Genomic DNA, 15822 nt, shown 5'->3' on the forward strand with positions numbered 1-15822 from the left:
CCAGTTAAATTAGTGTTTACGCGCTTGCATCAAATCGATGAAGTGGTCAAATAATGGGGCTGCATCGTGCGGACCAGGGCTTGCTTCAGGGTGACCCTGGAAGCTAAACGCAGGTTTATCTGTACGATGAATACCTTGAAGCGTTCCGTCAAATAACGATTTGTGCGTGGCACGAAGCGTACTTGGCAGGCTTGACTCTTGAGCTGCAAAACCATGGTTTTGAGCTGTGATCATAACTACATCGCGGTCTAGGTCTTTAACTGGGTGGTTAGCGCCGTGGTGGCCAAATTTCATTTTTTCTGTTTTAGCACCTGAAGCAAGGGCTAATAACTGATGACCTAAACAGATACCAAAAATAGGTGTGTCGGTTTCTAAAAAGGTTTTAATTGCATCAATAGCGTAAGTACATGGCTCAGGATCGCCAGGGCCATTAGATAGGAAGATACCATCAGGGTTTAAAGCCAGTACGTCAGCGGCAGAGGTTTGCGCTGGTACTACTGTAAGTTTACAGCCACGGTCTACAAGCATACGTAAAATATTACGCTTTACACCGAAGTCGTAGGCAACAACATGAAACTTTTCATCAGCAGCATCAAGAGTTTTAAATCCTTCGCCTAATGTCCAGCTTGATTCGCGCCACTCAAAATTTTCCTTGGTTGAGACAACTTTTGCTAAATCCATACCTTTTAAGCCTGGGAAGGCTTGCGCGGCTTGTAGCGCTTTATTTTCGTCTAGCTCGTCGCCAGCAATAATACACCCGTTTTGTGCGCCTTTATCACGCAAAATTCGAGTTAACTTTCTGGTGTCGATGTCCGCAATACCTAAAATATTACGTTCTTTTAAGTAATCATCTAACGATTGCTCGTTACGAAAATTACTTGCTAGCAGTGGCAAATCACGGATCACTAGGCCTTTAGCCCAAATTTGATTCGCTTCTTCGTCTTCGCTGTTGGTACCCGTATTACCGATATGTGGGTACGTCAAAGTTACGATTTGTTCCGCGTATGATGGATCAGTCAAAATTTCTTGATAACCAGTCATAGACGTATTGAATACTACTTCACCGACTGACATGCCGTCAGCGCCGATTGCAGTACCGCGAAACACTGTGCCGTCTTCTAGGACTAACAGAGCGGATTTAGTCAAGTTAAACCTCCTAACAGTAAAAAACGGGAGTAAGCAATTGCTTAACACCCCGCCAATACCCAGAGGGATCGTCAAAACCAGATTTCTGTGAGCTTAAATTGTTTTACGCAGTCTTAAATGATGCAGATGTAAAGCATTCAACCTTCAATCATTTTTTCTTGCCTAAAACTATTTTTATTCCCACTGAAACCCCGGATTTACTAGCCACTTGGGTATAATTGGAAACACGCATTTAGTAATTTTTGGCAAATTGGCTGCATATTACATTAAGTTAGCTTTTAGGTCTAATATTATTTAGTAAATTGTTACAAACAAGTCACTGTAGGCAAAATTAGACCCAAACAGTTAAAAAAGTAACTAAACTACTTCAGATCTAGTACATCTTGCATATCATAAAGTCCTACAGGTTTGTTTTTCAACCAGCTTGCAGCCCTTACAGCACCTAGAGCGAATGTCATTCTTGAACTTGCTTTATGGGTTAATTCGAGCCTTTCGCCCATTGTAGCGAAGTATGCGGTGTGTTCACCTACTATATCGCCCCCTCTTAGTACCGAATAACCAATTTCATTTTGCGATTTAGCTGTCTCCACTTGGCTGCGGTCGTATACAGCAACCTCGTCGTGGTCCCAGCCTTTAGCCTGTGCAATTGATTCGCCAATGGCTAATGCTGTGCCCGATGGCGCATCGATTTTATGACGATGATGCGCTTCAAATATTTCAATATCTAAATCGTCACCAAATTTGGTCGCTGCGGTTTGCACAAGGTTAAGTAATACATTTACGCCAACACTGTAGTTTCTAGCAAACACAATAGGAATATGCTTAGCGGCATCGTGTAAAAGTGCCATATAGTCGCTTGTTAAGCCCGTTGTACCAATAACCATAGGAATTTTTTGTGCTACAGCGGTTTTTAAATGGTTTTTCATACCAGCGGGAAGCGTAAAGTCGATTAAAACATCTACATTATCTATTGTGGTTTCTTCGCTAAAGCTAACACTGTTATCGGCGGCGCTATTTACTTGATTTACATTAATACCTAATAACGATGAACTGCTACGAACGTATGCACCTGTAAGTTGTGTTTGCTCTTTAATTGTCGCTGCTTCTAATAAAGCTAAGCCCATTCTGCCATTAGCACCAAAAACGCCTATTCGATTTGTAGTCATTGTTTTTACCTAATTTAAATTTGGATCCGTTTTTTACTAATCTAAGTATATATCCGGTGCATTACAAATACGCGCTTAGGTATTTTTATGCAGTTGGACAAATATTAATCGCTGAAAATAGCGTTACTTTGTAGATATTATCTAAAAGTCATGCAATAGTCAGGTGACCTTTTAATTTAATAATAATAACAATACCAGTTTACTTTAGCCATCTATACATTTAAACTTCTCTTTCGCGTCGATTTGGTCTTTGGCTTGCGGGCGCTGCACTCTCCTAATTTTGTTAATGATTAACATAGTAGGTAGATTTGCTAAATTCAGCTAAAAGAGGAATTTTTGGCTGTTGTAAATTAACTGGTTTCGAGGATTATGATGCAGCCATCATTTAACAAAAACAAAGCAATACTTTCTTTACTACCCCTTTTAACCTTTGTAGCACTATTTTTGGGCTCTGGTTTATATTTACAATCGCAAGGGGTTGATTACGCTTTTTATCAACTTCCTGCTCCAGTGGCTATATTACCCGCTATTATGCTTGCGTTTATATTAAATAAAGGCACAGTAAACGAATGTGTAGAGACCTTTATTAAAGGTGCCGGACACAACAATATTATTACCATGTGTTTAATCTACTTACTTGCAGGTGCGTTTTCTGCCGTTGCCAGTGCAACCGGTGGTGTAGATGCGGTAGTAAATGCTGGCTTATCACTTATTCCACCTTCGCTATTACTTCCTGGTTTATTTTTAATTGCAGCGGTTGTATCTACTGCAATGGGTACGTCGATGGGAACAATTGGTGCTATTGGTCCTATTGCTTATGCAGTATCCATCAAAACAGGTATCGACCCTGCGTTAATGGCCGGTACGATTGTATCTGGCGCTATGTTTGGCGATAACTTATCAATTATTTCCGATACCACTATCGCAGCTACGCGAACGCAGGGCTGTGAGATGAAAGATAAGTTTAAAGAGAATCTTAAAATAGCAGTACCCGCTGCAATACTAACTATTGGCTTGTTGTTTTATTTAACACCTGCAGCACAAGTAGTTGAAACCAAAGATTACGATATTTGGTTAGTACTTCCTTATGCCTTTATTTTAGTGTTAGCGGTTGCTGGCTTGAACGTATTTGTAGTGTTGTTTAGCGGTATTATTTTTGCTGCATTAATGGGCTTTACAGGAAGTTATGAAGGCGCAAGCTTTGTAAAAGATATTTACAAAGGCTTTACCGATATGCAGGAAATATTTTTACTATCAATGTTTATAGGTGGCTTATCTGAATTTATTCGCATTAATGGTGGCCTTGATTATATTGCTCATAAGATTCAGGCAATTACTAAAATCATCGCAAAATGGCACCGTAAAGTGGCCGACCAATTAGGTATTGCCGCACTCGTTATGACAAGTAATATGTGTATTGCTAATAACACCGTATCTATTATTGTTGCTGGCCCTATTGCTAAAAAGCTTGCCGACGACGGTGAAATAAGCGGTAAACGCTCTGCAAGTTTGCTTGATATATTTGCTTGTGTAACGCAAGGCTCACTTCCTTATGGCGCACAAGCGCTACTGTTAGGCGCTACGTTTAAAATTAGCCCGTGGGAAGTATCAACGTCTTCTTATTACTGTTTTATTTTAGCATTTACGGCGATTACTATTATTTGTTTACGCCGTAATAAAGCGTAATAAATTGAGTCATTACATGTTGCAGCTTATTAAGTAGGCTGCAACATGTGTTAAATTAGCGATCAACAAATCAATCTCTTCTGCTATAATTGCCGCTTCCGCGTGTCACTAAAATTATAGTTATTAAACAGTTATGAAATTTAAAAAATTACTCCCTTTTATTACCCTTACTTCTCTCGCTTTATCATCGTCGGCTTTTGCTGCCAATTGGAGCAGTACAGCAGTACATATAAATAATGGCAGCCAAAAAAATCCATTTTCTAAGCAAGAGTCAGACACCACTGTTTACTCGCTTCAACATGCATCGGGCTATGACTACGGCGATAATTTCTTTTTTATTGATTACAGTAAAGACGATATAGATGACGGTTACCAAGATGCTGATTTTTATGGTGAGTGGTACTCAACGGTTAGCTTATCTGCCATCACTGGTAAGCAAATTGGCTCTGGCGCATTATTAGATGTTGGCCTAACGGGCGGTATTAACGTTGCTGGTGATGCAAAAGTAATGAAGTATCTACCAGGTGTTAAATTAAGCTGGGATGTACCTGGGTTTAACTTTTTTCAAACGCTGTTCACAGCCTACATTGACGATAGTGAAGGTGTAGCAAAAGGCGGCGCACCTATTGAAACTAATAGTTGGATGCTTGATGTAGCTTTTGAATATCCTTTCACTATTGGCTCACAAAAGTTTAGCTTTAAAGGCCACGCTGAATACATCGCAGAGCGTGAAGATGAATTTGGTAACGATGTACAAGCTTGGATACTAGCACAGCCTATTTTAGTGTGGGATATGGGTCACGCCCTTCAAATGAAAGAAAACACACTACTGCTGGGAATGGAATTACAATACTGGCACAACAAATTAGGTACTGAAGTCACTGAATCGGTACCACAAATCCATATTGAGTGGACATTTTAAGCTTCAACAATCAGCTCTTTACTCAGTAATAATAAGCGAAGCACTATTTTAGCTTCGCTTTTTTTCGTCCACGTAAAACATTTAATTGAACAGGTTTAAATACTTAGTTATTGTTGTACTTCTTTTTAAGCCAAGCGCTCGCCTTTAATAGGAGTAACTGAATGTCGTCGATTAAAGTTATTTGTTTCTCTACTTTATTAGTACTAACAAACAATGCCTTAGCTGGCCCTTCTCAAGATACATCCGCCCTTTCTTATGATGCACTATTAAGCAATTACGAATACGATTTTAAGGTAAATTACTTTGCACTTGAGTCGCAAAAACAATCATTAAAAATGGCTTATATTTACTTAAAGCCAACTAAAGCCGATATGCCTACAGTTACACTTATGCATGGCAAAAATTTTAACGCCGACTACTGGACTACAACTGCGCAATACCTGCAATCTTTAGGTTATGGGGTATTAATCCCTGATCAAATTGGTTTTGGCAAGTCGTCTAAGCCAACTAATTACCAGTATTCGTTTGCGACGCTTGCTCATCATACTCACGCGTTAATAGATTCACTTAATATTAAAGAGTCGATTGTACTTGGGCACTCTATGGGCGGGATGCTAGCGAGTCGTTTTGCATTAATGTACCCAAACGCCACTAAAAAGCTAATTTTATTAAACCCTATTGGCCTTGAAAACTACCTGCACTATGTTGATTATAAAGATACTAATTTTTTCTATAAAAACGAGCTTTCAAAAACACCGGAAGGCGTTAAACGTTATCAGCAAAAAAATTACTACGATGGTAAGTGGAATACAACATATTCAGCCTTAACTGACTTTATAACAGGGCAAATACAAGGCCCAGATAAAGAACAAATGGCATGGGTGAATGCAAAAACATACGATATGATTTTCACTCAACCTGTAATAACCGAATTTAAAGATTTAACTGTGCCGGTTAAATTAATTATTGGTACACGCGATAGAACCGGTCCAGGCCGTAACTGGAAAAAAGATAATGTTGATTACGAGCTTGGTCGATACGATAAATTAGGCAAACACGCTGCAACACTTATTCCTGACGCACAATTATTCGAACTAGATAACTTAGGGCACCTGCCGCACATTGAAGATTTTGAACGCTTTAAAAATGTATTACAAAAAGCGCTTACAACTAAATAAAGGTGAGTACTGAATACAAAAACCCCTGTAAGTAATTACTCACAGGGGTTTTTATTTAGTAATTAAACTAGATTACAGCTTACATTGTGGGTTTTTACCCTGTGCTTTAGCAGTGCTTTGCTCACTAAGTGCTTTACTCATTTGTGCTTGTAAGTCTTTAATACGACTGCTTGGCGCTGGGTGAGTTGATAAAAACTCAGGTGTTGTACCACTACCTGCTGCACTCATATTTTGCCAAAGGGTTACTGATTCTTGTGGATTAAAGCCTGCTTCAGCCATTAAATCCAAGCCAATTTCATCAGCTTCTGACTCGTGCGAACGGCTAAATGGCAAAACAACACCATACTGTGCGCCTAAGCCTAGACCCTGCATAATTTCATTACGGTATTGAATGTTACCCATTTCAAGTGCTGCACTACCAAGTTGCATACCGGTATCTAAAATAGAGCTTTGTGAAACACGTTCATTAGAATGCTCAGCAATTACGTGCCCTACTTCGTGCCCTAGCACTGTTGCTAGTTGGTCTTGATTGGTGGCTATTTTTAATAAGCCCGTATGAACCCCAATGTAACCACCAGGTAGTGCAAAAGCGTTAGCAGATTCATCTTCAAATACAACTACTTCCCAATTTTGCGACGCGTATTCTTTTGGTAATACAGCCACTACTTTTTCAGCAATGCAATTTACATATGCATTTGTTTTTGCATCTTTATTAATTGGTTGGCTTTTTTTCATATCTGCAAAACTAGCAGTGCCCATTTCACTCATTTGTTGATCTGAGTAAAGCGCTATTTGAGTGCGTCCTGTTGGTGACGTTTTGCAACCGACTAAAACGGCTGTCGCTAATACTGCAAGTACTAGTTTTTTCATGATAATTCTCTTAAGTAATGAATTTTTTATTGCTTGTAGAATAGCAAACACAGTACCAATTTAAAATATTTGCTTTATATACCTTTATATTAAAAAGATACGATGAGACGATAAACTTAGCAGGCAAACTAAGTTTATCCAAATACAATGCCCTGTTACACTATAGCCCTTGTTTTTAGTGATTGTTGAGTTTACACATGGACGCCTCAGCCTCGTCTTTTAATACCCGTATTTTATTGCCTTTATTAGCCAGTATCGTGGCGATTACTCCTTTGGCTATTGATATGTATTTGCCCGCCATGCTGGTAATTGCAAGCGATTTACAAACTAATATGCCAAATGTACAAATATCGTTGAGTATTTACTTAGCGGGTTATTCATTGGGGATGTTATTTTTTGGCCCTATTGCCGATCAAATTGGCCGCCGTAAGCTCGCACGTATTGGCTTAACCCTATTTGGCGCAAGCTCACTTGCACTCGCATTTACAACCGAAATCCATGCGTTTTGGACTCTTAGAGCAGTGCAAGCATTTACGGGAGCTGCAGCTACCGTAGTCGTACCGGGTATTATTCGTCATATTTATCAGCAAAATACAGCTAAGGGAATGTCGTATGTGTCGATGATCATGATGGTAGCACCGTTAGTAGCCCCCTCTGTTGGTTCGTTTATTTTAGGATTTTCTGTTTGGTCAACCATATTTTTGGTTCTTGCTGGATATAGCTTTTTAATATTAGCGTTTGTACAAGTGTATTTAATAGATATACCTATTCATAAAAATGAGAAAAAAGGCCTCGCTCTGTTTTTTGACAGCTATAAAACTGTACTGAGCAATAAAGACGCACGTGCGGATATACTCAGTTCTATGTTTGTATCCTTTGGATTTTTTTGCTTTTTGACCTCAGTACCATTTATTTATTTAGATTTATATGAAGTGTCAGAACAGTTATTTGGTGTGTTATTTGCGTTTAATGTAATGGCGCTTATGTTTGGTAACTTTTTAAATACGCGAATTGTACCAAGGCTGGGCTCTCGAAAAATGCTCTATATTGGGCTTGTATGTGGGTTTGTATCGGGGCTTGCGCTGTTAACATTTAGCTTATTGCACTTATCACTTTATTATATTGTGGCTGCTATTGCGCCATTAATGATGAGTTTAGGTGTCACTGCAAGTAATGCTGATTCGCTAATATTGATGAAGTTTGAAAGAAACACAGGTACAGCAACGGCCGTAATTGGCACACTTCGTTTTGGTAGTGGTGCATTAGTTGGCCCGTTACTCGCAATTATGCATGCAAAAAGCGCAGTGCCATTTTCAAGTTTAATGTTTAGTGCTGTGTTACTCACTATGCTCGTACAGCTAATTCACTATAAAAAAGACAAAAAAAATGCCTCAATATGAGGCATTTTTATCAAAGCTAATAACCTTAAATTAATTAAGCGTCAGCAGCTTTAGAAACCATAACCATAGCAGGGCGTAATAAACGACCATTCAATGTGTAACCTTTTTGCATAACAGCAAGTACTGTATTAGGTGTTACATCGTTACTTGGTTGAATTGACATTGCTTGATGAAAATCTGGATTAAACTGCTCACCTTGTGGGTTTACAATTTCAACACCAAATTTAGAAACAGCGTCATTAAAGCTCTTAACCGTCATATCGATACCTTCAAGCAACGGCTTTAGTGTCTCATTTTCTTTATCAGAAAATTCAATAGCACGTTCAAGGTTATCAATTACAGGTAGTAATTCGTTAGCAAATTTTTCTAGTGCAAATTTATGCGCTTTTTCTACATCTTGTGCTGCACGACGACGAATATTATCTACATCTGCTGCGGCACGAACAACACCGTCTTTTTGGTCAGCAATTGTTTGCTTTGCAGCTTCAAGCTCTGCATATAACATCGCAATTTCTGCTTCAGGGCTTTGTTCTTGTTCTGCATGCTGATCAGCGGCTTCTACTGCTGCTTCTACATCAGCCTGCATTTTAGAAATTTCTTCGTTTAATTCTACTTCTTGCTCAGGGTTTTGTGTCTGCTCAGACATAAAATACGTGCTCCAATTCTTTACAACTGCGGTAATTATGGGGATTGAATAAAAAGATTCAAGAGTTAGATGCCTCAATTAATTTAAATTCTTGAATTATTTCTTCAATCTGCGCTGATTTAGGACAAATTATACAAAAACGGCTTTGATATTCTTGATTTTTAAAGTACGGCACGCTTATTACAATTAATTCATCGCACTCAGTAAAAGGTAATTTTTCGCTATTAAGTACCGATACACCATTTTTAAAAGCAAGCTTATCTTCTACATAATTTAAAAACGAAACACCAATATTTAAACTTTGTTCGCAATCGATTTGTTTGTAGAGGTAATTTTCACCAACAACAATACTATTATCTGAGCCTAATTTTTGGCTTAGTTGTCGCGTCCATTGATTAAGCGAATCATGACAATTTCGAGGCGCTGTATTTGCCATAGCTTGCATACGGTACAAACCTTCCATTAAGGTTTGTTGGCTAAATACAGTATTCAACCACGTGGCAAATTGATAACGAACAGAGTCTGACGAATCATGAGGTTTATCAATACAAATATTGTGACTCTGCCCTGCCCTATCTATTAATAAAATAAGCCAGTCGGTAGAATCAAAATCAAGCACTTCTACTCTAAACACTTGCTGTGAACTGGCTTGAGGTAAACCAACACAACAACATACTTGGTATTTTTGGCTCAAACCATGCGCTAGCTCAACGAGTTGTGACTGCTGTGGTTGCCAATAATTAGCAATATCAGCAAGCACAAAAAATTCGTCAAACCAATAATCAAACCCTTCATTTGTCGGCACTCGCCCTGCGGATGTATGAGGTGAATACAATAAGCCCACTTTTTCTAAGCGAGCCATAGCATTACGAACCGTAGCCGAACACACTGCCATGCCTTTGAGCTTGGCAATTTTTGTTGATGGAACAGGCAAGCCTTCACCATTACAGTACATGTTCATAACAGCTGAAAAAATTTGCTGATCTCGTGGGTTTAGTTTCATGGTATCTACATCTTGTTGCATGAAAGAGATATCGGGGCGTTTAGTTCTTTTTCAAGTCGTGCAGCTAACTCACTGCGAAAAAATTGAAGGTTTATAGTATTGCTATAATCTGTATTTTCAAACACTTCTGTTTTGAGTTACTCTACTATTATTAAATCTCTTTGTGCGTACATTATGGACTCTCCTTTTAACACCATAGGCCTAATTGGCAAACCTAATCACCCGGGAGCCGCTGCTACCCTTCAGCGTTTACATACCTTTTTACTTGCGCTTGGCTTTGAGGTAATAGTAGAAAAACGCACAGGGAGTCAGTTAGACGATATTCCGCATGACAAACTTGTTAAGTTAGTCGACTTAGGTGAACAAGCCGATTTAGCCATTGTTGTAGGCGGTGACGGTAACATGCTTGGCGCAGCACGCGTACTTGCGCGCTTTAACATTGCTGTAATTGGTGTAAATAGAGGCAACCTTGGTTTTTTAACTGATTTAAACCCCGAAGGGTTTGAAGCGAGCTTAGAGCAAGTACTCAGTGGTGAGTATCTTGAAGAAAAACGTTTTTTATTAGAAGTAGAAGTATATCGCCACAACGAATTAAAAAGTGCAAACTCAGCCGTTAACGAAGCGGTACTTCATGCCGATAAAGTAGCGCACATGATTGAATTTGAAGCTTTTATAAATAATGACTTTGTGTTTTCTCAGCGCTCCGATGGTTTAATAGTATCAACCCCTACAGGCTCTACGGCGTATTCACTTTCAGGTGGCGGTCCAATATTAACGCCAGAACTAAATGCTATATCGTTAGTACCTATGTTTCCTCATACCTTATCTAGCAGACCTTTAGTGGTAGATGCCGATAATGAAGTTCGTTTAAAGCTAAGCCTAGAAAATACAGATAGCCTACAGGTAAGCTGCGACAGCCACGTAGTGCTAGCCGTATTACCCGGCGATGAGGTCGTAATTAAAAAAGCCGATAAACAATTGCGCTTAATTCATCCAAAAAATTACTCTTACTACAACGTTTTACGTACAAAACTGAATTGGGGTAGTCGTTTGTACTAATTTTATTGCCAAATTTAGTACTATAAAGCAAAATGGCGACTTAAAATAATAATCAACTAATTTAGGAACGAGTAGCAATGACTTATGTAGTATTCTTTGCTTTACTGCTATTAATTACACTTTTATACAGTTACCTCAAAATTGAGAGTAACCGTAAAAAAGCGATAGAAGCTAGAAAAAAGCTATTTAATGAACGTGTTTCGCATGTAAATACGCGCCTTAAAGCAAAGCTTAATGATCTACTTGATGCTAAAATAATTCGCCCAAAATACGTTCCTCGCATTCAAGCTATTGTAAATAATTTTTTTGTTGTTCAATCACATACAGACGAGAACTTGCAACAGCTTGAAGATACCGCCGACCTACTAATTAATACGTTGTCCAACGAGTTAATTAAAACCAATCAAACAAATATAATTCAACCATTGATCGATAATATACAGTACTTTGTATCTGAGTTGCCCCAGCAAGGAATTTTGTACAATAAGAGTTTTTATATTAATACATTACCTCCCCTCATTGCTCTGCTTAAAACCGAAGAGAGTATACAACCTACTGATATTGTTGATGATCAAATTGATGCATCTTCCCAAACTTCCGATACACAGTTTACTCAAGATGTAAGTGTTGCTTAAATAATAAAAAATTAATTTGCAAAAAACCAAAACACTGTATAAATTAACAGTTAATTGACTGGATGGATAAACAGTATGTTAATTGGTTTAGAAGTTAAAAATTTTGCAATCGTAAGTAATTTAAGCACCGAATGGCGCAGCGGTATGACTGCGATCACAGGTGAGACAGGTGCTGGTAAATCTATTGCTATTGATGCCCTATCGCTATGCTTAGGTGAGCGCGCTGAAGCATCAGCAGTTCGCCCAAGCTCTGATAAAGCGGAAGTATGTGCACAATTTGACTTAACAGATCTACCGCTTGCTCAAGCATTTTTAGAGCAACATATGCTAAGCACTTCTGACAACGAGTGCTTATTACGTCGTGTTGTTTGTAAAAATGGCCGTAGTAAAAGCTATATTAATGGTAGTGCAGTTACCGCATCACAATTAAAAGAACTTGGTCAATATTTAATATCTATTCATGGACAACATGCCCACCAATATTTATTAAAAGCTGAGCATCAGTTACAGCTTTTAGATGCCTATGCAGGGCATCACCACTTAGTAAACTCAGTAAATAAAAACTATAAACAGTTTGCTAACTTACAAAAAGAATTTAAACACTTAGAACAACAACAGCAGCAACAAGCAGCGCAAAAACAATTGTTAGAGTATCAAGTTGCTGAGCTTGATGAATTTGCATTACAAGAAAATGAGTTTGATTTAATTGAGGCTGAGCATTACAAACTAAGCAATAGCCAAACAATATTAGAATCGTGCCAACGTGAGTTACAACACTTATATGAAAGTGATGAGCAAAACGCTTGCTCATTACTACAGCACAGCGCTCAACAATTTACCGAACTGGCTCAATATGACGAAAGTTTAGCAAGCGTAGCTGCTATGCTTAGCGAAGCCGCTGTACAAGTTGAAGAAGCAAGCCGCGAAGTGCGCAATTACACTGAGCAAGCAGATTTAGACCCGGCACGCTTAGTTGAAGTAGAAAATAGGCTAAGTGGAGCGATGGATTTAGCGCGTAAGCATCATATAAAACCACAGCAGTTAGTTGAGTTTCATCAATCGATTGCTCAAGAACTTGAGTCAATAAGTAATAATAGTAATCGTCTGGAGCAGCTTGAGTCAGAAATAGAAAGCGCGTTACTTAGTTACAAGCAAACTGCTGATGAATTAAGTAAAAGCCGCTGCGAGTATGCTAATACACTTAACACACTAATAAGTGAAAGCATGGCTAACTTATCAATGGAAAACGGTGTTTTTGAAATAGCCTTAACTCAAGAGAGTAATCGTACACCAAACAGCCTAGGCTTTGATAATGTCTCGTTTTTAGTATCAACTAATCCGGGACAACCACTTCAGCCATTAGCTAAAGTAGCATCAGGTGGTGAGCTTTCTCGTATAAGTCTTGCTATACAGGTAATTATTGCCCAAAAAGTAACAACCCCAACACTTATTTTTGATGAAGTTGATGTAGGTATTTCTGGCCCAACGGCATCTGCTGTAGGTAAGTTATTACGCCAATTAGGTAAGTCGACTCAAGTAATTTGTGTTACTCATTTACCGCAAGTTGCCAGTAGTGCACATCAGCAATTTTTTGTAGCTAAAGAAATAGCACAAGGCGAAACGTTTACTCATATGCTGCCTTTAAATAAAGATGGCCGTATTAATGAAATAGCCCGTTTACTTGGCGGCGATAACATAAGCAAAACAGCTAAAGCAAATGCTAAAGAACTAATAATGGCTCACGCCTAATGTGTTAGTAAATAACGTCTTCAAGGATTAAATAATGCACAGTACTTTAGTTGATTTATGTATAATTTTAAGTTGGTTGTTATTAGTACTAAGCACCTGTTTAATTATATTTAGTAAATATAAACATACTTGTTTTAAACAACGTTTATTTAAGTTTTTAAATAGCTTTTTAGTTTTTCAACTAATCGTTGTGGCCTATTACTTTACTAGCGATAAAATAAATGGACTAAGTGATTTAGGTGTTAGTTATTGGGTTTTAATTACAATGCAGATTGCGTGTATTGTAATATGCTACATGAGCTTAAAACGCAGAAAGGCTAAAATAAGGCCATCCCTTGATTCGTTTTCAATGGATTAAAGTAAATAAACATTTAAAAAGAGCACGTTCTGTTTTTACCTTGCTCTTTTGCTTTATAAAGTAGTTCATCAGCATGCTTAATATCTAGGTCAATTGAGCGCTCAGCGTTTGCAGCTGTGATACCAATACTTAGCGTTATATTTACACTATCTGAAAATAAGCTTACAGCTGAAGCTTTAAGGGCATTATGGATTTTTTCTGCAACGAGCTCGCCCTCATCAACGGTTACATTTGGAATCACAATTAAAAACTCCTCACCGCCCCAACGTGAAGCAATCGCATTTTGCGGAATATTATTTTCAAATGTTTTGGCTAAATGGATAAGAGCTTCATCGCCAAAATCATGGCCGAATTGATCATTAATTTTTTTAAAATTATCTACATCAGCTAATAATATTACAAACGGAATATTATTATTTTTAAGCTCATTTTTAAAAGCTATAAGCTTATTCATAGTGAAACGACGGTTTGGCAGATTAGTGAGTGGATCTATAGTTGCTAAAAATTCATTTTTTTGGCTTAAAGCAATTAATTTACTGCTGTATTTTTCTCTTGAAAATTCGTAATAACCACTCAGCGATGCAACAATTATAAAAGCGAGTATGATTCTGACTGGAAACTGCTCAGGATTGTAGTCATATATATTAAATGTATCAGCGCAATAGAAACCGAAAACAATTGCCGATAAAAATAAAACAATATCAAACGTCCCTCGTTTAAGCCCTCGAATTGAATAAGTAACAGGAGACACTATAAATATCCATATAGGCCCTGTACCTTGTGCTCCTCCTGTAAGTACAAGATAAAACATCAGTGCATACAGGTTATATAAAATTACAGTTGCAGACTTCTCTACACCTCTACCTATATTAAACGCCGATAAGTAAACAAACGAAGAAACAACCAAAGTAAATGCTAATAAATAGCTGCTGTTAATAAATGCTAAGCTAGCCATCGAAAACGTTGCTATAAAGCCTATTGAGGAAAAGAACCGAACAATGAGCTTCCTTTCTAAATTGTTTGAATATTCGTACATAATTTCTATTTATTTATTAATGTATAAAAGCAAACTTATAGATATAAAGTAAGCAAACCGTAAACAGCGTGCAATAATGAACCTACTTTATATTTAAATCAACTATTAAGGTTAGTAATTAGCACTGACAATTGTGCACATATTTTTAGCCTCTTGCATTTATCTCAGGTAAGTACATTTTTACGATATTAAATTGCTTGGCACTAATACCATTTGCTAAATTATATAAGTACGCCTTTTTATTCCTGCAATAATCGAACTGACTGGTAGTCAAAAAATAATATAAACCTGCACAGCTAAAGATGGTAGTAACTATTCTATGAATTGTGCCTGGACCGAGTCAACAACACATTAATCAATAAAAGTGCCGCTACAAAAAATACACGCATTATACCAATCCGCGATAATACTCAATCAATTTCAAGGATTGAACTTGGCGCTAACTGCGTTAAAACTTTCGAGATACGACTGCATGAATACAAAGCAATGTAGAGGTAATTACCGAGAACACCTAAGTAGCGAAACTTTAGCCTCATTATCGACATAATTTTGTTATCTCAAAATAGATCACTTAATTAAGCGAATTGGTATTGGAGTATATATAAACGACATAGAAGAAAGAAGTGTCGATAACGTTTATATATATGAAACGAGCCCTGAAAGCCGCTTAGCAGATACCCAAAGAAATCGCATTTGGCTTAGAAAGAACACCCCATAATGGCAAAGCAGTTTCTCTGAAAGTTACTACATAAGGTTTCTACATGAAGTTACTAACAAAAGGTGTTGTTCAAAAAAGCCATACAAAAGGTGGTATAAATATAGCCCCATTTGTCACTAATTACGTTGACATTACATTTGGAGAAAACAAATAAAAAAGCAAGCCACTTGGCTTAATGCCAGTCAGTTAACAGCTGACTGGCTTTTTTTATTGGGGTATTTACTGGGTTTTGGTTTCACACACCTCGGAT

13 protein-coding genes are annotated in these 15822 nt (G+C 37.8%); 7 read left to right on the top strand and 6 right to left on the bottom strand.

Going from position 1 to position 15822, the window contains the following annotated elements; all coding sequences use genetic code 11:
* Positions 1–9: 9 nt before the first annotated feature.
* Positions 10–1146 (bottom strand): glutamine-hydrolyzing carbamoyl-phosphate synthase small subunit, encoded by a 1137-nt coding sequence (gene carA, locus I6E85_RS10005; RefSeq protein WP_007375827.1) that lies wholly within the window; start codon positions 1144–1146, stop codon positions 10–12.
* 362 nt (positions 1147–1508) lie between these two features.
* Positions 1509–2312: a 4-hydroxy-tetrahydrodipicolinate reductase gene (gene dapB, locus I6E85_RS10010; RefSeq protein ID WP_197236915.1), complete on the bottom strand. Its 804-nt coding sequence runs from the start codon at positions 2310–2312 to the stop codon at positions 1509–1511.
* A gap of 372 nt (positions 2313–2684) precedes the next feature.
* Between dapB and I6E85_RS10015 the strand changes: the two genes are divergently transcribed.
* From I6E85_RS10015 to I6E85_RS10025, 3 genes are all read left to right on the top strand, one after another.
* Positions 2685–3998: a Na+/H+ antiporter NhaC family protein gene (locus I6E85_RS10015; protein WP_024607544.1), complete on the top strand. Its 1314-nt coding sequence runs from the start codon at positions 2685–2687 to the stop codon at positions 3996–3998.
* Positions 3999–4131: 133 nt separating this feature from the next.
* Positions 4132–4920: a hypothetical protein gene (locus I6E85_RS10020; protein WP_010553415.1), complete on the top strand. Its 789-nt coding sequence runs from the start codon at positions 4132–4134 to the stop codon at positions 4918–4920.
* 161 nt (positions 4921–5081) lie between these two features.
* Complete coding sequence (locus tag I6E85_RS10025; RefSeq protein WP_197236916.1) at positions 5082–6098, top strand: alpha/beta fold hydrolase; 1017 nt, start codon at positions 5082–5084, stop codon at positions 6096–6098.
* A gap of 72 nt (positions 6099–6170) precedes the next feature.
* On the opposite strand, the gene I6E85_RS10030 is transcribed toward I6E85_RS10025, so the two are convergent.
* Complete coding sequence (locus I6E85_RS10030; RefSeq protein WP_010553413.1) at positions 6171–6968, bottom strand: M48 family metallopeptidase; 798 nt, start codon at positions 6966–6968, stop codon at positions 6171–6173.
* Between the two features lie 197 nt (positions 6969–7165).
* Here I6E85_RS10030 and I6E85_RS10035 point away from each other — a divergent pair, with 197 nt between their 5' ends.
* A complete protein-coding gene (locus tag I6E85_RS10035) occupies positions 7166–8368 on the top strand; it encodes a Bcr/CflA family efflux MFS transporter (protein WP_010553412.1) in 1203 nt (400 codons plus the stop codon).
* Positions 8369–8402: 34 nt separating this feature from the next.
* Here the strand turns inward: I6E85_RS10035 and grpE are convergent, their stop codons facing one another.
* Positions 8403–9014, bottom strand: a complete 612-nt coding sequence (gene grpE, locus I6E85_RS10040; protein WP_007375833.1) for a nucleotide exchange factor GrpE — start codon at positions 9012–9014, stop codon at positions 8403–8405.
* Positions 9015–9072: 58 nt separating this feature from the next.
* Positions 9073–10038, bottom strand: coding sequence for an HrcA family transcriptional regulator (locus tag I6E85_RS10045; RefSeq protein WP_024590838.1), 966 nt, complete (start codon positions 10036–10038; stop codon positions 9073–9075).
* Positions 10039–10191: 153 nt separating this feature from the next.
* Here I6E85_RS10045 and nadK point away from each other — a divergent pair, with 153 nt between their 5' ends.
* The 3 genes from nadK (at position 10192) to recN (ending at position 13460) form a co-directional block, all read left to right on the top strand.
* On the top strand, positions 10192–11076 hold the full coding sequence (nadK, locus tag I6E85_RS10050) for an NAD(+) kinase (protein ID WP_004335384.1): 885 nt from the start codon (positions 10192–10194) through the stop codon (positions 11074–11076).
* A gap of 77 nt (positions 11077–11153) precedes the next feature.
* Positions 11154–11711 carry a hypothetical protein gene (locus tag I6E85_RS10055; protein ID WP_024590837.1) on the top strand — a complete coding sequence of 186 codons (558 nt, stop codon included), beginning with the start codon at positions 11154–11156 and terminating at the stop codon, positions 11709–11711.
* A 75-nt stretch (positions 11712–11786) separates the two neighbouring features.
* Entirely contained in the window at positions 11787–13460 is a 1674-nt protein-coding gene (gene recN, locus I6E85_RS10060) for a DNA repair protein RecN (protein ID WP_007584560.1), read from the top strand.
* A 371-nt stretch (positions 13461–13831) separates the two neighbouring features.
* Here recN and I6E85_RS10065 read toward each other — a convergent pair whose 3' ends face one another.
* The gene (locus tag I6E85_RS10065) at positions 13832–14854 is read right to left on the bottom strand and encodes a GGDEF domain-containing protein (RefSeq protein WP_368855408.1); all 1023 of its coding nucleotides are present in this window, start codon (positions 14852–14854) and stop codon (positions 13832–13834) included.
* Positions 14855–15822: the final 968 nt, after the last annotated feature.

Origin of the sequence: Pseudoalteromonas sp. NZS71, from assembly GCF_015864715.1 — a bacterium.
GTDB lineage: Bacteria > Pseudomonadota > Gammaproteobacteria > Enterobacterales > Alteromonadaceae > Pseudoalteromonas > Pseudoalteromonas arctica.

Coding starts and splice junctions, on each gene's coding strand:
- dapB (WP_197236915.1), bottom strand. CDS start 2,312: ATGACTACAAATCGAATAGGCGTTTTTGGTGCTAATGGCAGAATGGGC.
- I6E85_RS10015 (WP_024607544.1), top strand. CDS start 2,685: ATGCAGCCATCATTTAACAAAAACAAAGCAATACTTTCTTTACTACCC.
- I6E85_RS10020 (WP_010553415.1), top strand. CDS start 4,132: ATGAAATTTAAAAAATTACTCCCTTTTATTACCCTTACTTCTCTCGCT.
- I6E85_RS10025 (WP_197236916.1), top strand. CDS start 5,082: ATGTCGTCGATTAAAGTTATTTGTTTCTCTACTTTATTAGTACTAACA.
- I6E85_RS10030 (WP_010553413.1), bottom strand. CDS start 6,968: ATGAAAAAACTAGTACTTGCAGTATTAGCGACAGCCGTTTTAGTCGGT.
- I6E85_RS10035 (WP_010553412.1), top strand. CDS start 7,166: ATGGACGCCTCAGCCTCGTCTTTTAATACCCGTATTTTATTGCCTTTA.
- grpE (WP_007375833.1), bottom strand. CDS start 9,014: ATGTCTGAGCAGACACAAAACCCTGAGCAAGAAGTAGAATTAAACGAA.
- I6E85_RS10045 (WP_024590838.1), bottom strand. CDS start 10,038: ATGCAACAAGATGTAGATACCATGAAACTAAACCCACGAGATCAGCAA.
- nadK (WP_004335384.1), top strand. CDS start 10,192: ATGGACTCTCCTTTTAACACCATAGGCCTAATTGGCAAACCTAATCAC.
- I6E85_RS10055 (WP_024590837.1), top strand. CDS start 11,154: ATGACTTATGTAGTATTCTTTGCTTTACTGCTATTAATTACACTTTTA.
- recN (WP_007584560.1), top strand. CDS start 11,787: ATGTTAATTGGTTTAGAAGTTAAAAATTTTGCAATCGTAAGTAATTTA.
- I6E85_RS10065 (WP_368855408.1), bottom strand. CDS start 14,854: ATGTACGAATATTCAAACAATTTAGAAAGGAAGCTCATTGTTCGGTTC.